At 54.1% G+C, this 19030-nt stretch carries 19 protein-coding genes; 16 read left to right on the top strand and 3 right to left on the bottom strand.

The window, feature by feature from the left end:
• The first annotated feature begins 144 nt into the window (after positions 1–144).
• From O9H85_RS07570 to O9H85_RS07535, 8 genes are all read left to right on the top strand, one after another.
• On the top strand, positions 145–1896 hold the full coding sequence (locus tag O9H85_RS07570; RefSeq protein ID WP_269880705.1) for a 2-oxoacid:acceptor oxidoreductase subunit alpha: 1752 nt from the start codon (positions 145–147) through the stop codon (positions 1894–1896).
• Positions 1884–2750, top strand: coding sequence for a 2-oxoacid:ferredoxin oxidoreductase subunit beta (locus O9H85_RS07565; RefSeq protein WP_269880704.1), 867 nt, complete (start codon positions 1884–1886; stop codon positions 2748–2750). The genes O9H85_RS07570 and O9H85_RS07565 overlap by 13 nt, the downstream gene beginning before the upstream one ends.
• Positions 2751–2842: 92 nt before the next feature.
• Positions 2843–3412 (top strand): phosphate propanoyltransferase, encoded by a 570-nt coding sequence (pduL, locus tag O9H85_RS07560; RefSeq protein ID WP_269880703.1) that lies wholly within the window; start codon positions 2843–2845, stop codon positions 3410–3412.
• A 117-nt stretch (positions 3413–3529) separates the two neighbouring features.
• Positions 3530–5002, top strand: coding sequence for a tRNA (N6-isopentenyl adenosine(37)-C2)-methylthiotransferase MiaB (gene miaB, locus O9H85_RS07555; protein ID WP_269880702.1), 1473 nt, complete (start codon positions 3530–3532; stop codon positions 5000–5002).
• A gap of 28 nt (positions 5003–5030) precedes the next feature.
• Entirely contained in the window at positions 5031–5477 is a 447-nt protein-coding gene (locus O9H85_RS07550) for a RicAFT regulatory complex protein RicA family protein (RefSeq protein ID WP_269880701.1), read from the top strand.
• A gap of 149 nt (positions 5478–5626) precedes the next feature.
• Positions 5627–6976 carry a cytochrome P450 gene (locus O9H85_RS07545; RefSeq protein WP_269880700.1) on the top strand — a complete coding sequence of 450 codons (1350 nt, stop codon included), beginning with the start codon at positions 5627–5629 and terminating at the stop codon, positions 6974–6976.
• Between the two features lie 306 nt (positions 6977–7282).
• Positions 7283–8275 (top strand): MDR family oxidoreductase, encoded by a 993-nt coding sequence (locus O9H85_RS07540; RefSeq protein WP_269880699.1) that lies wholly within the window; start codon positions 7283–7285, stop codon positions 8273–8275.
• Positions 8276–8337: 62 nt separating this feature from the next.
• Entirely contained in the window at positions 8338–8487 is a 150-nt protein-coding gene (locus O9H85_RS07535) for a hypothetical protein (protein ID WP_269880698.1), read from the top strand.
• A 69-nt stretch (positions 8488–8556) separates the two neighbouring features.
• Here the strand turns inward: O9H85_RS07535 and O9H85_RS07530 are convergent, their stop codons facing one another.
• On the bottom strand, positions 8557–9012 hold the full coding sequence (locus tag O9H85_RS07530) for a GNAT family N-acetyltransferase (protein WP_269880697.1): 456 nt from the start codon (positions 9010–9012) through the stop codon (positions 8557–8559).
• 271 nt (positions 9013–9283) lie between these two features.
• Between O9H85_RS07530 and O9H85_RS07525 the strand changes: the two genes are divergently transcribed.
• From O9H85_RS07525 to O9H85_RS07510, 4 genes are all read left to right on the top strand, one after another.
• Entirely contained in the window at positions 9284–10420 is a 1137-nt protein-coding gene (locus tag O9H85_RS07525) for a prenyltransferase/squalene oxidase repeat-containing protein (protein ID WP_269880696.1), read from the top strand.
• 313 nt (positions 10421–10733) lie between these two features.
• On the top strand, positions 10734–11747 hold the full coding sequence (locus O9H85_RS07520) for a zinc-binding alcohol dehydrogenase family protein (RefSeq protein ID WP_269880695.1): 1014 nt from the start codon (positions 10734–10736) through the stop codon (positions 11745–11747).
• Between the two features lie 323 nt (positions 11748–12070).
• The gene (locus O9H85_RS07515; protein WP_269880694.1) at positions 12071–12256 is read left to right on the top strand and encodes a hypothetical protein; all 186 of its coding nucleotides are present in this window, start codon (positions 12071–12073) and stop codon (positions 12254–12256) included.
• Between the two features lie 137 nt (positions 12257–12393).
• On the top strand, positions 12394–13623 hold the full coding sequence (locus O9H85_RS07510) for a PASTA domain-containing protein (protein ID WP_269880693.1): 1230 nt from the start codon (positions 12394–12396) through the stop codon (positions 13621–13623).
• Positions 13624–13958: 335 nt separating this feature from the next.
• On the opposite strand, the gene O9H85_RS07505 is transcribed toward O9H85_RS07510, so the two are convergent.
• On the bottom strand, positions 13959–14441 hold the full coding sequence (locus O9H85_RS07505; RefSeq protein WP_269880692.1) for a YmaF family protein: 483 nt from the start codon (positions 14439–14441) through the stop codon (positions 13959–13961).
• 36 nt (positions 14442–14477) lie between these two features.
• The gene (locus O9H85_RS07500; RefSeq protein ID WP_269880691.1) at positions 14478–15410 is read right to left on the bottom strand and encodes an aldo/keto reductase; all 933 of its coding nucleotides are present in this window, start codon (positions 15408–15410) and stop codon (positions 14478–14480) included.
• 221 nt (positions 15411–15631) lie between these two features.
• Between O9H85_RS07500 and O9H85_RS07495 the strand changes: the two genes are divergently transcribed.
• From O9H85_RS07495 to O9H85_RS07480, 4 genes are all read left to right on the top strand, one after another.
• Positions 15632–15850 carry a hypothetical protein gene (locus O9H85_RS07495; RefSeq protein ID WP_269880690.1) on the top strand — a complete coding sequence of 73 codons (219 nt, stop codon included), beginning with the start codon at positions 15632–15634 and terminating at the stop codon, positions 15848–15850.
• Between the two features lie 195 nt (positions 15851–16045).
• Positions 16046–16309, top strand: coding sequence for an HPr family phosphocarrier protein (locus O9H85_RS07490; RefSeq protein ID WP_269880689.1), 264 nt, complete (start codon positions 16046–16048; stop codon positions 16307–16309).
• Positions 16310–16404: 95 nt separating this feature from the next.
• Positions 16405–17358 (top strand): D-2-hydroxyacid dehydrogenase, encoded by a 954-nt coding sequence (locus O9H85_RS07485; protein WP_269880687.1) that lies wholly within the window; start codon positions 16405–16407, stop codon positions 17356–17358.
• Positions 17359–17486: 128 nt separating this feature from the next.
• Positions 17487–18647: a metallophosphoesterase gene (locus O9H85_RS07480; RefSeq protein ID WP_269880686.1), complete on the top strand. Its 1161-nt coding sequence runs from the start codon at positions 17487–17489 to the stop codon at positions 18645–18647.
• Positions 18648–19030: the final 383 nt, after the last annotated feature.

Raw genomic sequence — 19030 nt, 5'->3', positions numbered from 1 at the left:
TGTCGAAAACCCTTGCTTTTTACCTATTGAAGACATAAAATTTGATTGACAACCGAAAGAATTTTTTAATATTAGCTTTACAATTTCTTAGGCAGTTGAAGGGTTGGCTGCAGAAGCAGCGACAATTAAAAGGAGTGGACAACGGTGATTAGCCAATTATCTTGGAAGGTCGGAGGACAACAAGGGGAAGGTGTCGAAAGTACCGATAAAATCTTCTCTACCGCGTTAACCCGGCTAGGGTACTACTTGTACGGATACCGTCATTTCTCTTCGCGGATTAAGGGCGGGCATACGAACAACAAAATCAGAATCAGCACCAAGCCGATTCGAGCCATTTCCGATGATTTGGATATTCTGGTCGCATTCGACCAAGAAACAATTGATTTGAACGCGCACGAACTGCGCGACAACGGCGTCATCATTGCGGATGCCAAAGTTAATCCTACTGTACCAGAAGGCGTAAAAGCCAGACTGTTCCCTGTACCGATCACAGCGATTGCCGAAGAGCTGGGAACCTCCCTGTTTAAGAATATGGCCGCTTCCGGCGCATCCTGGGCACTCCTCGGCTTGCCGCTTGAAGTGTTTAATAAAGCAGTTGAAGAAGAGTTCGGACGCAAAGGCGCCGCTGTCGTTGAGAAGAATATCGAAGCGGTTCGCAAAGCTGCTGAATTCGTGCTTGAAATGAACGGCGGTCCGCTGCAGGAATTCCAATTGGAGCCTGCGGACGGCAAACAAAAGCTGTTCATGATCGGTAACGATGCGATCGCGCTCGGCGCAGTTGCGGCAGGCTGCCGTTTCATGCCGGCTTATCCGATCACCCCGGCTTCCGAAATTATGGAATACTTGATCAAGACGCTGCCGAAATTCGGCGGAACGGTAATCCAAACCGAAGACGAGATCGCAGCTTGTACCATGGCGATCGGTGCGAACTATGCCGGCGTGCGTACGCTGACCGCTTCTGCTGGCCCGGGCTTGTCTCTGATGATGGAAGCGATCGGCCTTGCGGGCATGACCGAAACACCGGTTGTTATCGTGGATACGCAGCGCGGCGGTCCTTCGACGGGTCTTCCTACGAAGCAGGAGCAATCCGACGTACTGGCGATGATTCACGGTACGCACGGTGAAATTCCGAAAATTGTGCTCTCCCCTTCGACCATCGAAGAGTGCTTCTACGACGCGGTTGAAGCGTTCAACCTTGCGGAAGAGTATCAAGTGCCAGTCATTCTGCTGACGGACCTTCAGCTGTCCCTCGGCAAGCAAACGTCCGAGCTGCTCGATTACAGCAAAATAGAGATTCGCCGCGGCAAGCTGCAGCAAGGCGAGCTTCCGGCTCTCGAGGAAAACAAAATGTTCAAGCGTTATGAATTCGCGGAGAACGGCATTTCCCCTCGGGTTATCCCGGGTCAAAAGTTCGGTATCCACCATGTAACGGGCGTAGAACACAGCGAAGACGGACGTCCTTCCGAAAGCCCGGACAACCGTAAGAAAATGATGGATAAGCGGATGGGCAAGCTGAATCACGTGAAGGTTCACAACCCGATCCTTGTCGACGCTCCTCACGAAGAGCCGGAACTCTTGATCATCGGCATGGGCTCCACGGGCGGAACGATTGACGAAGCCCGCCGCCGTCTCGCTGACAAAGGCGTCACCACGAACCATATCACGGTTCGCCTCTTGCATCCGTTCCCGGCTGCAGAGCTGAAGCCTTACCTGGATAAAGCGAAGACCGTTGTTGTTATCGAGAACAACGCTACCGCGCAGCTCGCGTCCCTGATCAAACTGAACGTAGGCTACGCGGATAAAATCAAGAGCCTGCTGAAATATAACGGTAATCCTTTCTTGCCTGCTGAAATCACTAACTACTGTCAGGAGCTGAATCTTGTATGGCAACGTTAAAAGACTTCCGTAACAATATTAAACCGAACTGGTGCCCTGGCTGCGGAGACTTCTCCATCCAAGCTGCAATCCAAAGAGCTGCAGCCAATGTCGGTCTTGAGCCTGAGCAGCTTGCCGTCGTATCCGGTATCGGCTGCTCCGGCCGGATCTCCGGTTATATCAACGCTTACGGCTTCCACGGCGTTCACGGCCGTTCCCTTCCGATCGCTCAAGGCGTGAAGATGGCGAACCGCGAGCTGACAGTTGTAGCTGCAGGCGGCGACGGTGACGGCTTCGCGATCGGTATGGGCCATACGGTTCATGCGATCCGCCGGAACATCGATGTAACTTACATCGTCATGGACAACCAAATCTACGGCTTGACCAAAGGACAAACGTCCCCTCGTTCCGCGGAAGGCTTCAAGACCAAATCGACGCCTGCTGGCTCGATCGAGTCCGCTCTGTCTCCGCTGGAAGTGGCGATGGCAGCAGGCGCAACATTCGTAGCGCAATCGTTCTCCAGCAACCTGAAGCAGCTGACCGCACTGATCGAAGAGGGCATGAAGCACAAAGGCTTCTCGTTCATCAACGTGTTCTCCCCGTGCGTAACGTTCAACAAAGTGAACACATACGACTGGTTCAAAGAGAACATCGTCGATCTCGAAGAATCCGAGAACTACGATTCGTCCAACCGTGCCGCTGCGATGAACAAAATCATGGAAACGAACAGCCTTGTTACCGGTCTTATCTATCAAGATAAAGCGAAGAAAAGCTACGAGGACATGGTGGCCGGCTTCAAACCTGAAGGACTTGCCAACCAAAACATTAAGCTCACCGAAGCGGAATTTGAAAAATTGGTGGCGGAATTTAAATAATTGTCTGAACATTCCCGAAGCATATGGCGCAGGCCATATGCTTTTTTCCTATCTATTGGTTATAATAGGATGACAAGAGGAGCGTGATTCAGATGAAACAAGTGCCTATCGGCGTGTCGGCCAGACATATTCATTTATGCAAAGATCATATCAATCTGCTGTTCGGTGCGGGTTATGAACTCAAAGTGCTGAAGAATTTGTCGCAGCCCGGGCAATATGCGGCGGAGGAGACGGTTGCGGTCATCGGACCGAAGGGCCGTTTCGATAAAGTAAGAATCCTCGGACCGGCTCGCGGCAAATCGCAGCTGGAAGTTTCCCGAACCGATGCCTTCGGTCTCGGTTTGAATCCGCCCGTACGTGAATCGGGGAACATCGCGGATACGCCCGGAATTAAAGTCGTCGGTCCTGCCGGTGAAGTCGATTTGGCCGAAGGCGTCATCGTGGCGGCACGGCACATTCACTTTCATACCGATGATGCGGCAAGGTGGGGCATCGCGGACAAGCAGAGGCTGACGGTACGGGTGAACGGCGAACGTCCGCTCATTTTTGAAGATGTGGTAGCCCGGATCTCCGACCAGTTCGCGCTCGATATGCACATCGATACGGACGAAGCCAATGCAGCCGGTGTCAAGACGGGAGACCACGCTGAGCTCATTTTGTAAGCTTGCGCGATTTTGCCCGGAGTGTCATGAATTTCTTTGAAAACATGGCTGCAAGCGTGATATAATGAAAGGTATGATGTTTGCAGAATTGGATTGTTTTCAGGAGGAACCGGTGACATGACAACGAAGAAGACCGATAAGGACTATTCCATATACTTTCAGCCTCCGTCTTTAAGCGATGCGAAGAAACGGGGCAAGGAAGACATTGCAGTGCATTACAATTTCGACATCCCGGAGGATATGCGATCCATTGGGGAGAACAAATTTTATTTGATTCAAACGTATGGCTGCCAAATGAATGAGCACGATACCGAGACGATCAAAGGGCTGCTCGAGCAAATGGGCTACCGCGCTACGGAAGACCGGCAGCAGGCGGATGTCATTCTGCTGAACACTTGCGCCGTCCGGGAGAATGCCGAAGACAAAGTGTTCGGAGAACTGGGTCATCTCAGCCATCTGAAGCGCGAGAAGCCGTCGTTGATCCTCGGGGTATGTGGGTGCATGTCCCAAGAGGAGTCGGTCGTGAACCGCATCATGAAGAAGCATCCGTTCGTGGATCTCATTTTCGGCACACACAATATTCACCGTCTGCCTCATTTGGTGAAGGAAGCGATGTTCAGCAAGGAAATGGTGATCGAGGTGTGGTCGAAGGAAGGCGACATCATCGAGAACCTGCCGAAGAAGCGCGAGGGCATCAAGGCCTGGGTCAACATCATGTACGGGTGCGATAAGTTCTGTACGTACTGCATCGTGCCTTATACCCGCGGGAAGGAGCGCAGCCGTCGTCCGGAGGATGTGATTGCGGAGGTGCGCGATCTCGCAAGGCAGGGCTTTAAGGAAATTATGCTGCTCGGACAGAACGTGAACGCGTACGGCAAAGATTTTGAAGACCGGAAGTACGGCCTGGGCGATCTGATGGACGAGGTGCGTAAGATCGACATTCCCCGGGTTCGTTTCACGACGTCGCATCCGCGCGATTTTGACGATCGTCTGATCGAGGTGCTGGCGAAAAAAGGAAACCTAATGGAGCATATTCATCTGCCGGTTCAGTCGGGGAATAACGAAATTCTTAAACGAATGAGCCGTAAATATACGCGGGAGCACTATTTGGAGCTCGTCCGCAAAATCCGCCAAGCCATTCCGGATGCGGTGCTCACGACGGATATTATCGTCGGCTTCCCGGGCGAGACCGACGAGCAGTTCGAGGATACGATTTCGCTCGTGAAGGAAGTGGAATACGACAGCGCGTTTACGTTCATTTATTCTCCGCGGGAAGGCACGCCGGCAGCCGATATGGAGGACAACGTGCCTTACAAGGTGAAGCAGGAGCGGCTGGTCCGGTTGAACGATACGCTCAACGTCTACAGCAAGCGGAACAACGAGCGCCTGATGGGCCAGACCATCGAGGTGCTGGTGGAAAGCGAGAGCAAGTACAATCCGGAGGTGCTGGCCGGTCGTTCGCGGACGAACAAGCTGGTTCATTTTGAAGGGCCGAAGGAATTGATCGGAACGTTCGTTAAAGTTAAAGTAACGGAAACTCCGACGTTTTATATTAAAGGCGATTGGGTTCGGGAAGCCGTAACCCATTAATCGAAGCCGTAAGGGGTGTGTCAAACAGATGTCAGAACATCAGCATAAACAGAACTGCCATGGAATGGACGAATATACGAATACGGAAATGATCGTTCGCGAGGATATTTTGACCAAAGCGAGGGAGCTTGCCGGGCTTCTGTCGACCTCAAGCGAGGTGGAGTTTTTCCAGCAGGCGGAGAAGCAGATCAGCAACAACGATCACATCCAGACGCTGATCAGCGCAATTAAAAAGAAGCAGAAGGAAATCGTCGCTTTCGAGCGGTTCGAGAACCAGGCGATGATCAACAAGATCGAAGGCGAAATCGATTCGCTTCAAGATGAGCTGGACTCGATCCCGATCGTGAGCGAGTTCAAGCAGTCCCAAGAGGACATCAATTATCTGCTCCAGCTGATCATGTCGGTCATTCGGGATACACTGTCCGAGACAATCACGGTGGAGAAAGGGACGGCTGCCGTCTCGAGCTGCGATTAAGCCATAAGAAAATTGACCCATAGTAAATTAGGACCGGTCCGCTGCCCAATATGGGCATGCGGGTCGTTTTTTTCATTTGGCCGGTTTGGTATAATGTGGACGGAAGAGCCGGATACTATAGCGAAAAAAATGGGCAGGAGGTATGTCTTATGGCAGCATCTGAGAAAATCCCCGGTCCGAAGGGGCTTCCCATTTCGGGCAATTTACTGGCGTTCCGCAAGGATCCGCTCGGTTTCCTGGTGAAAGCGCAGCGGGAATTCGGCAATGTAGTGGATATCCGGTTCGGCCCGTCGCGCCATGTGTATTTGATCAGCGACCCCGACCAAATCAAAGAGGTGCTGATGACAAAGCAGCGTTCCTTCCGCAAAGCGAAGGGATTGCAAACGGCCAAGGCCGTTGTCGGGGAAGGCATCTTAACTAGCGAAGGCGACGCGCATATGCGCCAGCGCCGTTTAATGCAGCCGTCGTTCCGGCAAAACCGGATCGGCCAGTATGCGGGACCGATGGTGGAGGAAACGTTATCGATGCTGCAAAGCTGGAGGGACGGAGAGCATCGGATCATTACGGAGGATATGATGCAGCTGACGCTGAACATTATCACCCGAACGATGTTCGGAACAAGCATCAGCAGCGGGGTCGATCAAATCGGCCATGCCATCGAGGTCGGCATGAAATATGTCAGCCATAAGGCGACTTCCTTCATCGATCTACCGGAAAGCTTGCCGACGAAAAGCAATCTGGAGTTCAAGCAGTCGGCCCAGACATTGGACAGGGTGATCTATAACATCATTGAAGAACGCCGCAAAAATCCGGATGCTTCCCGCGGGGATCTCTTATCCATGCTTTTATCGGTGCGCGACGAAGAAGACGGCACAGGCATGAGCGATAAGCAGGTTCGCGATGAGGTGATGACGATTTTCCTGGCCGGACATGAAACGACGGCGAATACGCTCTCTTGGACTTGGTACCTGCTGTCGCAGCACCCGGAGGTGGAGAGCAAGCTGATCGATGAGATCGATCAAGTGCTCGGAGACCGGGAAGTAACCTATGAGGACCTAGACAAGCTGAAGTATGTGGAGATGGTCATTTGGGAGTCGATGCGGGTATATCCGGCCGTCTGGTCAATCAACCGCGAAGTGACGGAGCCGGTGGAAATCGGAGGCCGGATGTACAAACCGGGTGATACGCTGATGATGAGCCAATATGTAATGCACCGCAATCCGGAGTACTATGACGAGCCGGACCGGTTTAGACCGGAGCGCTTCGAGGGGGATCTGCTGAAGCGGATCCCGCAATTCGCGTATTTTCCGTTCGGGGGCGGCCCCCGCGTGTGCATCGGCAATAATTTTGCCTTGATGGAGGCGGTCTTGCTGCTTGTGACGATCTTGAAGCGGTTCAAGCTGCGCCTCGCGCCCTATCATTCTCCAGTCGAGCCGGAGCCGCTCGTTACCCTTCGTCCGAAGAACGGGTTGACGATCGTGTTGGAGGCGAGGAAATAGGGCTTGGCCTCAGCCGGGTTGCGGAATCGCATACGCATCCCATAAAATAGGAAGTAAGCCTGCCGTACGGCGGGCTGTTTTCTTTGGTTGATAAGAATTTATAAGTTTTTCGCAACTTATAGCTTCGCATCAACCCTGATAAACGCGCTGGTCCTTGTAAGACAGGACGGCGTGGCCGTTTATCTTGGGTTGATAAGAATTTATAAGTTTTTCGCAACTTATAGCTTCGCATCAACCTTGATAAACGCGCTGGTCCTTGTAAGACAAGGACGGCGTAACCGTTTATTCTGGAAGGGAGCGGGAGCGATGGAAACGGAATTTCGTGCTTGGATGGTGGAAGATCAGGAGCAGCCTGCAGTTTGGAGAACAGTGAACGTATCGGATTTGCCTCAAGCTGACGTATGGGTCCGCATTGCGTATTCCAGCTTGAATTATAAAGATGCTCTAGCCTTGACCGGCAAGGGAAAGGTGATTCGGCAATTCCCGATGATCCCGGGCATTGATCTTGCCGGCGAAGTAATTAAGAGCGATGTGGAGCAATACGCGGAAGGCGACCGGGTGCTGGTTACCGGTTATGGCATCGGTGAGACGCATTGGGGCGGGCTGTCGGAAATCGCTTCCTTGCGAACGGAATGGCTTGTGCCGGTGCCGAAGCCGCTGTCTCTTCCGGACGCCATGCGGATCGGAACGGCCGGATTTACCGCGATGCTGTGCGTGATGGCGCTGGAGGAGCATGGAATAACCCCGGAGCGGGGCGAAGTGATCGTAACCGGAGCGGGCGGCGGAGTAGGCGGCATTGCCGTAACCTTGCTGTCGAAGCTCGGCTACAACGTGGCAGCGGTATCGCGGAGGCCGGAGCTGGACGACTATTTGCGGTCGCTCGGCGCCTCTCAGGTGCTGCGTCCGGATGCGCTCGGCGATCCCCGCAAACCGCTGCAGGCGGAGCGTTGGGCCGGGGTGGTCGACACCGTCGGCGGCGAGCTGTTGGCGCTGCTGCTTAGCCAAACGAAATATGAAGGCTGTGCGGCAATTTGCGGCCTTGCCGGCAGCGCTGCTCTGCCGACGACGGTGCTGCCTTTTATCCTCAGGGGTGTGCGGCTAATCGGCATTGATTCGGTCCGCTGCGATGCGGGGCGAAGAGGGGAGGCGTGGTCACGGCTGGCTGAGCTGATGAAGCCGGATCGGCTGAACGCGATGACGCGGACGATAGCACTTGATGAGGCACTAGCGTATGGCGAAAAACTGCTGCAGGGCGAAATCCGTGGACGCCTCATCGTCGATACACGCATTCGGGAATAAAGGATCCGCTTCTTGGGCATACTAGATTCACTCGTATGCCCATCGGCGGAAGGATGTCATCTATGGATATTGTAAAATGGTCGCTGGATCTGAAGGATCCCTCGGAGCTGAAGGTTTTGGTCCGCGAGCTGGAGCAGCATTCCGATTTATCTCCGGATGAGAAAGCCCGTTTGCTCGAAGAATTGAAAACCATCGCTGCCATCAAGCGGTAGCCTGAGGTTAAGACTTGCCGAAGAATCGGATTCGATTCTTCGGTCAGGTACCCTGGTGGGGTATCACATTCATAATTCTTTTGTCATAAATACGCTATTGGGATCCTCAATGTAATCCGAAAACGGCTTACAATATTGAAACCCAAAGCTTGCATATAATCTTTTTGCCGGTTCGAAAGCATCCATTGAGCCTGTTTCCAAGCTTAGCCGCTTATAGCCGCGACGCTTGGCTTCTTCAATGATGTGTTCAAGGATTCGCATAGCAACACCTTTTCTTAGGTGTGATGAAGAAGTTCGCATTGATTTTATTTCTCCATACTCCCCATCCAGTTCTTTTAGTGCCCCGCAACCAACTAATTCGCTTTGTTCCCATGCACTCCAAAATGTAATTTCCGGCTTTTTCAATTCCTCAAGATTTAGGGCATGCATACTTTCTGGCGGGGAATGAAGCGCCATACTCTGAAGATGCTCCCCGATTAATGCAGTCACTTCAGATCCGGTTAAATCATCTAGTTTAATATCCAAAAAAAATCACTCCAAAGTCTCTATTATTTTAAATACTAGTATACGTTTTATTATATTCATACTCAATTATCGTAACTATTAGTTTACGAAGTAATAGATATAACAAGCATCCATCGACGAGTCCGAATGTCACTCGCTGACTGCTTGTTGGGACAAGTTAAACACGTGAGGTGAGGATTATTGTCCGTACGTCCGGCCGTTGCTATCATGTACGGAAGAGGCTTTCTCGAACGATGGGACAGGTTCTGAGACGGGGGGAGACGCTTAACCGATGAATAACGATACGATCGACCGCACGCTTCAGGAAATGGATTTGCTGTTTTCAAACTTCTATGCATGGCTTGCCGGCCAATATGATATGGAGAGCGGCGGGTTCTATTATGCCCGCAGCTCCAGGACGGTCCCTGGCTGGACGCCGGATATCGAATCCTCAGCCCAGGCGCTGAACATCCTCGTTCGCTCGGGATTGACCGATGCGATGCCGCAGCCGATGCGAAGAGCGATGACGGCTTTCTTCCAAGGGAAGCAGGAGCCCGGGTCAGGGTATTTCTACGATGCCGACCCTTCCATGCGGCAGGACGCCGTCATGGTAAACCGGGCACTGGGATACTGCACGAATGCTTTGAAGCGGCTGGGCAGCAGGCCGCTGTATCCGCTGCCTTCCGCGCATCGCAAGCTTCCGGACTTTATGCATACGCCTGCGGGTTTCGCGGAATGGCTGAAGGGGATATCGCTGGTCAGCAGCTGGAGGGGCTGCGACTACTTAAGCAGCTGTGCAATGTTTTTGATCCAGCTGACTGATGAGGAACGTATTCCATATAAGGAAGCTTTGTTTTCTTACCTGGCTTCGATCCAGGACCCTGAGACCGGATTGTGGGGCGAAGGATGCTTATATATCCGGATATCGGGTACGTTCAAGCTCAACATCTTGTATGAACGCATGGGAGAGCGGCTTCCGCACGGCGACCGGATTTACCGGACGCTGCTGCACTGCTTGCGCAGCGACGAGGCCCTGGATATGTGCTGGATCCGCAATCCGATCGATTTGCTGTCCTCGGGAATCGCCGAGATTCAGCCGGAGGACCTGGACGAAATCATCGCGATTACCTATGCCAATATGAACCGTCTGCTTCGGGAGGACGGGGGCTTCTCCAGGGAGCTGAAGCATTCCCCGCCCGCGCCGAATGTGGCTCAAGTGAAGGAAGGCGAATGGTATCCGGACATACCGCAAGCCGTGCCTATCGGACTCGGCTGGGTGGAAGGGGACATGAATGCGGCGACGCAAGCGCTGCTAATACGTCACAGCTGCTATGCGCTCAGCGGCAGGACGCCGGAACCGCTGCGGGCTGCGATGTCTCCGATACTTGCGCTCTACGAACGGCAAGAGGCATGCGGACCACGCCAGTGATGTCGGAATTGGCGGAATGGGGTCTAGGCATGGCCGGGCGATGGGGCTATAATAGAAAGGTACATAAAATGGTACCGGTTCTGCTGCAGGCCGGCAGGATAGCCGGATAGCTAATTCCAGGTCCATCCTTTTGGCTATAACAGGTGGACTCCCCGGTAAACACTCATACCGGGAACTTACGTCGATTGGGCTGCTCTTGAATCTACAGGATGCATCTTATCGACGTAAGAGCGCAGGTCTGCGGTGGTTATGGAAGCGCTTAAGAACTTGGGAAATCAGCCTGACGAATAACCCATAAGAGAGGCGGAGCAGGATGAAGACGATTTATTGCGAGGAGCCTAACCGATTCGAGCTGAAAGAAACGGAAATGCCCCGCCGTACAGAGCGGGAAGCGCTCGTTCGTATCCGGCGTGTGGGCATTTGCGGAACGGACCTGCATGCTTACCGGGGGAACCAGCCTTATTTTGTGTATCCGCGGGTGCTCGGTCATGAGCTGGCAGGGGAGATCATAGAGATCGGACCGAATGCCGACGGTTTGCAGCCGGGCGATCAAGTCACCGTCATCCCTTATCTGGAATGCGGGGAATGTATCGCGTGCCGCAGCGGAAGAACGAACTGCTGCACACAGCTTAGCGTGCTTGGCGTACATCAAGACGGCGGCATGAGAGAATTTATTACGGTGCCGGCGACGCATCTGCTCCGGGCGGAAGGGCTTACGCTCGATCAAACGGCGATCGTGGAATGCCTAAGCATCGGAGCGCACGCGGTGCGGCGGGCCGCTGTACAGCCGGGCGAATTCGCGCTCGTCATCGGAGCCGGACCGATCGGCCTCGGCGTCATGAAATATGCGCAGCTGGCAGGTGCAAAGGTTATTGCGCTCGACATTAACGAGGAGCGGCTCGCATTTTGCAAGAGCTGGGCACCGGCAGATTACACGGTTAACGCGAGCCACGATCCGGTGGGGCAAATCGAAAGCATCACAAGCGGCGAGTTCCCGACTCTGGTGATGGATGCGACGGGGAACGCAAGGTCGATGGAGAACGCCTTCCGGTACGTGTCGCATGGCGGCCGGCTCGTCTTTGTGGGCCTCGTCAAAGCGGATATATCGTTCAGCGATCCCGAGTTTCACAAACGGGAGATGACACTGCTCAGCAGCCGGAACGCGACCCGGGCCGATTTCGAGCAGGTCATCGGGAGCATCCGCGACGGCAAAGTAAATACGGATGCGTTTATCACGCACCGGGCGTCTTTTGACGAAATGATCGGGACATATGAAGCGTGGCTGAAACCGGAAACCGGGGTCATTAAAGCAATCGTAGAAGTTTAATGAAATAGAGGGAGAGAAGAGCAGGCTGCGGCCTGCTCTTTTTTTGCATGGGGAGGCGGGGGGGCGATTTGGTTAATTGTTGCAAACCGGGAAATCATATGGTTAACCATTGTACCCGCATTTGAGACAACGGTACAGACTGGCGGCGAATCAGATGACCCTCAATAAGCGATGCCGTCCGGCAAGTGAAGATGGATCTGATCCGGCAGCACCGGAGCGGATAACGGCAGTTAAGAATAAGTAAAGGGTTTGTGCCGGGGAGACGGATCGTTTATAATATGAATTTGAAGCATCCAGCCCATGAGGGGAGTCTTATTGTCGGTATGGCTACAATTATTATGCTATTATGTCTGGTGGTTATGGGGTCTTTTATCAGTGCGGCCTTCGTTCTTTATTTTCAAAAGAAACCGGCTCCGGCCACAGTATGGCTGATCCTCGGGCTGATCAGCATCGCCGCGTTCTATTACGGGATCGCGGAAGGCTGGATTGCGATTCCGAAGCAAGTCTAGAGACGGAAACGGCGGGTTCCTGCGGCTAGTCCGCACCGAACAGGCTCGGGCCAGGTGCGGGCCGTATCCGCATCGTCACAAAAATGGCAGCGCCCACGAATACATTTATGTAAAAATGGTACACAGAGGGGGTTCCTATGGAGAAGCAGATTAGTCAACGTTATTTGCTCCTGCAGCCGATTCTTCCTGTGGTCAACGGAATGATTTACCTTGGAAAGGATCAATCCCTGAACAGGGAGGTCATTCTCCATCTTATGGAGAACGGCGATCCGGCCTTCACCCAGCGATATATTCGGCAGCTTAGAGACGTGGCTTCATTTTCAGACAACCGTTTTTTGCATATTTTAGATATGGGGGTCGATGCTCAGGGCGTCTTTGCAGTACTGAAGATGTTCGGCGGCCGCCCAATGATCGGGGAGTTAAAGCAGCTTGCAAAATCGACAACGGAGCTGCTCGCTATGGTCTTCGCTCTCGGCAAAGGGATGCAGGATGCGCTTGAAGCGGGAATTCAAGGCTACTCCGTGCTGGCCGACAACCTTTGGCTCAGTGAAGAAGGGCAGCTGAAGGTCATTAACTATTGGGAGAAGGGCGACGCCTCCACGCGCGGTGCAGCCGGCCTTTGCCGTCTGCTCACGCAGCTGACGACGCGTACGGAGCTGGTAGGCGGCGACGCGGAGTTGATGGAAAGGCAGCTTAGCCGCTCCACCGCCGATTTGTCTCCGGCGCAGCAGGAGGGGCTGCTGGAGCTAGTTCGGGGAGTAAGGCTGGAGCAATCTTCGCTGGCTTCTTTTGTTCTCGGATTGCAGCGGCTGCTCGATGTCCCCGTAACGCCGGCTGACGAGACGAGATATCGAGAGGCACCGCTGACGTATACAACAGAGGAAGATGATGAGGAGGAGGAAGCGGTTCGTCCGGGACAGGGGGAGCCGGCTGAACAGGCGTCGAACCGGCGTTTGCTGCGTCTGGGTATCGTTCTTGCCTGTCTCGTCGTCGTCATGGGAGGACTTGTCGTATGGGTGAATGGAAAATTCGTCCACAAGGATCAGGCCGCCTCTCCCGTGCAGGAAACGCCGTCGCCGGCAAACCCGCCGGCAACGAGCAAGCCTCCCACTACCGATACGCAGAATCCGAAGACACCGGACACGAATCCGAAAACGGACGGCGGTCCGGTCGAAGCTCCCAACCTCGTGGGGTTGTCCCAAGCCGAAGCCGAGAAGAGCGCGCTGGCTGCGGGGCTCAGATACCAGTACTTTCTGGAGCGTAATAACCAGTCGCAAGGCACGGTTTTTCGGCAGGAGCCTGCGGCCAAATCGCAGCTCCAGAAGGGCGACAGCGTGACCTTCTGGGTGAGCAAAGGGTTGGATTAGAGGCGGGTACACCCTATGTGCAGCATAGAGCAAAGCTCAGATCTTCAGATCTGGGCTTTTTTGGTTGATAAGAATTTATAAGTTTCGTAACTTTAAGCTTCGCATCAACCTTGATAAACGCGCTGGTCCTTGTAAGACAAGGACGGCGTAGCCGTTTATTCTGGGTATGCGGGGTGGGAGGAGCTCGAATGCATCGTCAGGACGCAGCAGTTCCCTATTCGGCGGGATGGGCGCCCGGTTCAATTAAAGGGCGACTGTATTGCTTTTACGGTGCGCAAAACGACGAGCTCCAAGCAAGCGGATAAAGCTATGTACGGCAGCGAATGAACCGAACCTTACGTCAAGAAAAACGGATCTTCATAACCGATGCCTCTACCGGTCGGTCCGACCAGCCGGTGGGTATGGCGGTCTATGGAAAGAACAGTGGAATAAAAATTGCCTCTATTGATAAAAGGCTCTTCGTCGGTTAAGCCGTCGATCAAGTGATAATGGGAGCCGTCGGGCAGCGGGATTGCGGGCCCGGAATTGCCGATTAACCGGTGAAAATGCCGGTCCGCAATATACGTGAGTCCTTGATAGCGGTGAATGTGGCCGTCTGTCGCGCTGCCGTTTAAGGCATAGAGATAAAAATCGACAATATGCCTGTGATTCAAGGTGACGGACGTCATGCCGTGGTAATGATGCGCGTGGCTGGGCCGGAGTTCATCGAACGCCGGAGCAGGGATAAAATGGCCGTCTATCGTCACATGGATCAGCTCCTTTTGACAACAGCATATGGCCTCCCGCAGGGAAACATGCCTTAGCGGATATGTTGGCAAGCAGAAAGACTCCCGGCAACCGGGAGTCTCTCCGTATTAACCTTTCCAAGCTTGCGGGTGATCGTCCCGTACAAGCTCAAGGCGCGCGGCACGCGCATTCGTAATGACTTGCTCCGGACTCTTGCACCCGGGGATAACGCAGGTGACGGCGTCGTGCTGCAGACACCAGGCCAAAGCCCATTCGGCCATAGAGACCCCTTGAGGCACTTCGGTGCGGCCGATTTCTTCAACCTGACGCAGCTTGGCCGCGGTCTGCTCCTGATCGTGTCGGGAGCGTACGTCGTTGTCCGGGAAGACGGAACCCGGCTTGTATTTCCCGCTCAGGTAGCCGCTGGCCAGCGGAACGCGCGCGAGAACACCGAGATCCTGACGCCGGCAGGAAGGGAACACCCTCATCTCCGGCCTTTGATCGAGGCGGTTGTAGACGACCTGAATCGCTTTGGCATGTACCTCCGAAGCGGCATCGGTTTGATGCACATTGTCGTTGCTCCCGATGGAGATGCCGAGATTGCGGATTTTGCCTGCCTGTACTTGCTTGTCCAGGGCCGTCCAAAGCTCATCGTTATCGAATACCTCATCCGGTCCGGAATGGAATTGATATAAGTCCACATAATCGGTTTGCAGCGCTTTCAACGAAGCATCCAGCTGCTTCAGCACTTCGCCGGCCGACCAGTAATTGACGCTGGAGTTGTTCCGGTCCGCGTGGTTATGTCCGAATTTGGTCGCGATGACCCAATCGGCCCGGCTTTTTCGTTTGGAGATATAACCGCCTATGAAGCTTTCGGACAGGTGGTGTCCGTAGCATTCCGCCGTATCCAGCAAATTGATGCCTTCATCCATTGCGGTGTCCAGAATGGCATCGACTTCCTCCTGCATGAAATCTTTGCCCCATGCGCCGCCAAACTGCCATGTTCCTACGCCGACAACCGATACCTTCAGTTCCGTTGATCCGAGTCTGCGGTATTTCATTGGCTCGTCACGCTCCCCTCATCATTCGTTACATCTGCATTATAGAGAAGATCGGTTCCTTCGACAAGAAATGAAATAAAGGTTCGTTACTTACGTCCATGTAACTAACAAGCGGCCGGACGCTTTTCTAAGGTGAAGGAGCCGCCTTGTCATAGCGGAATCCTTCGCGGTTATACTACAATAAGGAAGGCGAAGCCTAATGAATGAAAGGGGGCATCCGAATGGATCGAGAACGGATGGAGCAGGAGCTGGCGGAAACGCTGGAGAACGGCGAGATGCGGTCGGAGCAGGCAGGCGAAGCGGCGAGGCGCAAGCTTCCCGCGAGAACCGTCATCCGGATCCAGGCCCAGGCCGATCCCGTAGCGGTAGAGACAAAGCAGTACAGGCAAATGGCCAAGGAAGTGGATGAACGTTATTCCCGGTATGACGATCAGGCCTGACGGGAATGTACCAGTTGACAGTCATTTTGCTTAGGCAAGGACGGAGCCCGGCAGGGCCTTCGCTGTAAGCTATTCATGACCGGCGCTGCCTCGGCTGCGCCGTTTTTTTGCGCAAGGCAGTTGCGAGCGTTTTCCGGTTGGATTACAATCAATACATTATTAAAACAGGCCGTTTACCGGAAGGAGGTATCCCCGATGAGAGTACATAATGTGAAGGTATCCCATGATCTGCAGCCGGCGGATCTGCTCGGCATCGTTCAAGCAGCGAACCGCTACCGTTCCAGCATCCAGTTCATTCTGGAAGAAAGCAGCATGGTGCTGGACGCCAAGAGCATGCTGGGCATGATGCTTCGGCCGATTCGCAGCGGTACAATCCTCCGGATTCAGACCCGGGGAGGGGACGAGGAGGAGGCGCTTGATGAAATGTGCCGGCTGCTGGAAAAGTCATTAGGCGCATAAGGTGACACGAGATCCGCAGGAGGCGGTTTTTTTTGTCCTTCGGTATCCGTTACAATAAAGGATAGACATGTAACCATAGAGGAGGCTGGATCCAGATGAGGACGATGGTCATTATGCAATCGCTGACGCCGGAACAGATTGCCCGGGTGACCGCTTTGGCCCCCGATTGGGAGGTCATCCATGGGAAAGACAAGGAGCTGGTTGCTTCGAAGCTGAAGCAAGCGGAGCTCGTCGCAGGCTGGAACGCAGCCGCCGCGGAAGCCTGCCTGCAGCCGGACTCGAAGCTTCGCTGGGTGCAGAACTGGGGAGCGGGCGTCGACAAGCTGCCGCTTCAGGCTTTTAAAGAGAAGGACATCACGCTTACCAACGCCAGCGGGGTTCATGCTTATCCGATTTCGGAAACGATCTTCGCCATGCTGCTGTCGTTTGCAAGAAAAGTTCATGTCTCCTTGCGCTGCCAGGCGGAGAGAAAATGGCACGATCCCGGAGCGCTCGGCGAAATTCATGGGAAAACGATCGGAATCATCGGCGTTGGAGCGATCGGCGAAGAGACGGCGCGGCTTGCCAAAGCGTTCCATATGCGTGTGCTCGGCCTTCGCCGTTCGGGTGAACCAGCCCCTTACGTGGACCACATGGTTGGTCTTGAGGGGCTGCACGACGTCTTGGCGGAGAGCGATTATGTCGTCGTCACGCTTCCGCTTACGGACGAAACCCGTCATATCTTCGGACGAGCCGAGTTCGCCCGCATGAAACCGACCGCCGTCTTCATCAACATCGGCCGCGGCGGAACGACGGATACGGAGGCGCTGCTGGAAGCACTTCGGGAGGAACGGATTGCCGGAGCGGGACTGGATGTGTTCGAGCAGGAGCCGCTGCCATCGGACCATCCGCTTTGGGGCATGGAGCAGGTCATCATCACCCCGCACAACTCAGGCTCGACGGACGTTTACAACGAGCGGGCATTTGATATTTTTATCCGGAATCTGCACGATTACCTGCAGTGCGGTAAGCCCGCGCTCAATCTGGTGGATCTGGAGAAGCAATATTAAGCTTGGGACATCTCTCCTTGCGACGGAAGCAGCAGCTTCTCTCCCGGAGTGCGGGCTCTTTTGAATTGATACGAAATATGAGACAATAGTGGGAGTTTGCATTTGACTCGCTTGAGGGAGTGTACTGCATGAGGCCCCGCGCTGCGGCTGTTATTTCGTTTGTTCTCATATTATTTCTTCTACTCCAGGCTTATATCGGCTGGCACGGGTGGTTGTTGCTCTCGGCCGGATTCGGACTCGGGCATGCCGGAGTGTATTGGACCTGCTTCTGGATCATCGCGCTGTCCTATTTGCTTGCGAGACTTGGCTCGCGCTTTCTGCCGTCTCCGCTCCACCGTCTGCTCAAATGGGTCGGCTCCTACTGGTTCGCCGTCTTCGAATACGGCGTCCTTCTGCTGCCGCCGGCCGATCTCGTCTATGCCATATTCCGGCTGACAGCCGGAACCGATCCTGCTCCGCTGATTCGGACGCTCGGCCTGCTCATCCTCGGCGTATTGGCCGTCCTTCTGATCCGCGGCTCTTGGAACGCCTGGAATCCCGTCGTCCGGAGATACGAAATCACGGTACCCAAATATGCCGGAGGACTAAGCACGCTGCGCATCGCCGCCGCTTCGGATTTACATCTCGGCACGATCGTGGGCAACCGCTATTTGAGGCTGCTGGTAGATAAGGTGAATGATTTGAACCCGGATTTGATCCTTCTGCCGGGCGATGTGCTCGACGATGAGATCGGTCCGTTCATCCGCTACGGCATGGCCGATATTATCAAGGAGCTTCGGGCTCCCTACGGAACGTATGCGGTGCTGGGAAACCACGAGTATATCGGCGGACATGTCGAGGAATACGCCGAACGGATGAAGGCGATCGGCATCGAGGTGCTGATGGATAAGGCCGTTACGATCGGGAACCAATTCGTGCTTATCGGACGGAAAGACAAGGCGGTGGAGCGTTTTCGCCCGGATAGCGGACGCTTGACGCTGGAGCAATTGCTGGAGGGGGTGGATCGGCGCCAGCCGCTTCTGCTCATGGATCATCAGCCGAGCCGGCTCGATTTGTCCGCTGAGGCAGGGATTGACTTATCGCTTTCAGGTCATACGCACCGGGGCCAGATGGCACCGAACCACTGGATCACGAAACGGATTTTCGAGCTGGATTGGGGATATCTGCGCAAAGGAAATCTCCATGCCATCGTATCCTCCGGCTACGGAACGTGGGGACCGCCCATTCGGATCGGCAGCCGCTCCGAGATCCTGGAGATTATCGTCCACTTCAACACACAAGAAGAGTAGCCTGTCTTTATAATTGGAGACCCTGAGCCGCCTGACGCCGCTTGGGGCCTCTATTTTTTTGTCCTGCTAAGAAGGGGTGCGTCAACGCGATGCCCGTTATCAGTCCATGTCCGCTAGCGATCATTTGGGGTAAAGCATGAGAAAGCAAGCTCACTCAGCTAAACCCGAATTGGAGGCTGTTAACGAGTCGAAATGGTCTGAATATTAGACAAAAATAAGTGAATTTACAGTATTTTACCTTCGTATGATTCCAGATATCATGGGTATAAACGTCGACGAAAGCGCTGTCATTTTTTAAGAGAGATGTCATAACATCGGCTAATCCGTTTCAAGCCAAGTTCAGAGGACAAGAGATTAAGACCGCTCACGGCGGCAGGGGGGAC

The organism is Paenibacillus gyeongsangnamensis, assembly GCF_027533625.1.
GTDB classification, from domain to species: Bacteria; Bacillota; Bacilli; order Paenibacillales; family NBRC-103111; genus Paenibacillus_G; species Paenibacillus_G gyeongsangnamensis.
Note: the sequence above shows the minus strand (reverse complement) of the source record. Positions and strands in the feature narration are given on the sequence as shown.

Bases quoted from the DNA above. Each gene is read 5' to 3' on its own strand.
- O9H85_RS07565 (WP_269880704.1), top strand. From the start codon at position 1,884: ATGGCAACGTTAAAAGACTTCCGTAACAATATTAAACCGAACTGGTGC.
- pduL (WP_269880703.1), top strand. From the start codon at position 2,843: ATGAAACAAGTGCCTATCGGCGTGTCGGCCAGACATATTCATTTATGC.
- miaB (WP_269880702.1), top strand. From the start codon at position 3,530: ATGACAACGAAGAAGACCGATAAGGACTATTCCATATACTTTCAGCCT.
- O9H85_RS07550 (WP_269880701.1), top strand. From the start codon at position 5,031: ATGTCAGAACATCAGCATAAACAGAACTGCCATGGAATGGACGAATAT.
- O9H85_RS07545 (WP_269880700.1), top strand. From the start codon at position 5,627: ATGGCAGCATCTGAGAAAATCCCCGGTCCGAAGGGGCTTCCCATTTCG.
- O9H85_RS07540 (WP_269880699.1), top strand. From the start codon at position 7,283: ATGGAAACGGAATTTCGTGCTTGGATGGTGGAAGATCAGGAGCAGCCT.
- O9H85_RS07535 (WP_269880698.1), top strand. From the start codon at position 8,338: ATGGATATTGTAAAATGGTCGCTGGATCTGAAGGATCCCTCGGAGCTG.
- O9H85_RS07525 (WP_269880696.1), top strand. From the start codon at position 9,284: ATGAATAACGATACGATCGACCGCACGCTTCAGGAAATGGATTTGCTG.
- O9H85_RS07520 (WP_269880695.1), top strand. From the start codon at position 10,734: ATGAAGACGATTTATTGCGAGGAGCCTAACCGATTCGAGCTGAAAGAA.
- O9H85_RS07515 (WP_269880694.1), top strand. From the start codon at position 12,071: ATGGCTACAATTATTATGCTATTATGTCTGGTGGTTATGGGGTCTTTT.
- O9H85_RS07510 (WP_269880693.1), top strand. From the start codon at position 12,394: ATGGAGAAGCAGATTAGTCAACGTTATTTGCTCCTGCAGCCGATTCTT.
- O9H85_RS07500 (WP_269880691.1), bottom strand. From the start codon at position 15,410: ATGAAATACCGCAGACTCGGATCAACGGAACTGAAGGTATCGGTTGTC.
- O9H85_RS07495 (WP_269880690.1), top strand. From the start codon at position 15,632: ATGGATCGAGAACGGATGGAGCAGGAGCTGGCGGAAACGCTGGAGAAC.
- O9H85_RS07490 (WP_269880689.1), top strand. From the start codon at position 16,046: ATGAGAGTACATAATGTGAAGGTATCCCATGATCTGCAGCCGGCGGAT.
- O9H85_RS07485 (WP_269880687.1), top strand. From the start codon at position 16,405: ATGAGGACGATGGTCATTATGCAATCGCTGACGCCGGAACAGATTGCC.
- O9H85_RS07480 (WP_269880686.1), top strand. From the start codon at position 17,487: ATGAGGCCCCGCGCTGCGGCTGTTATTTCGTTTGTTCTCATATTATTT.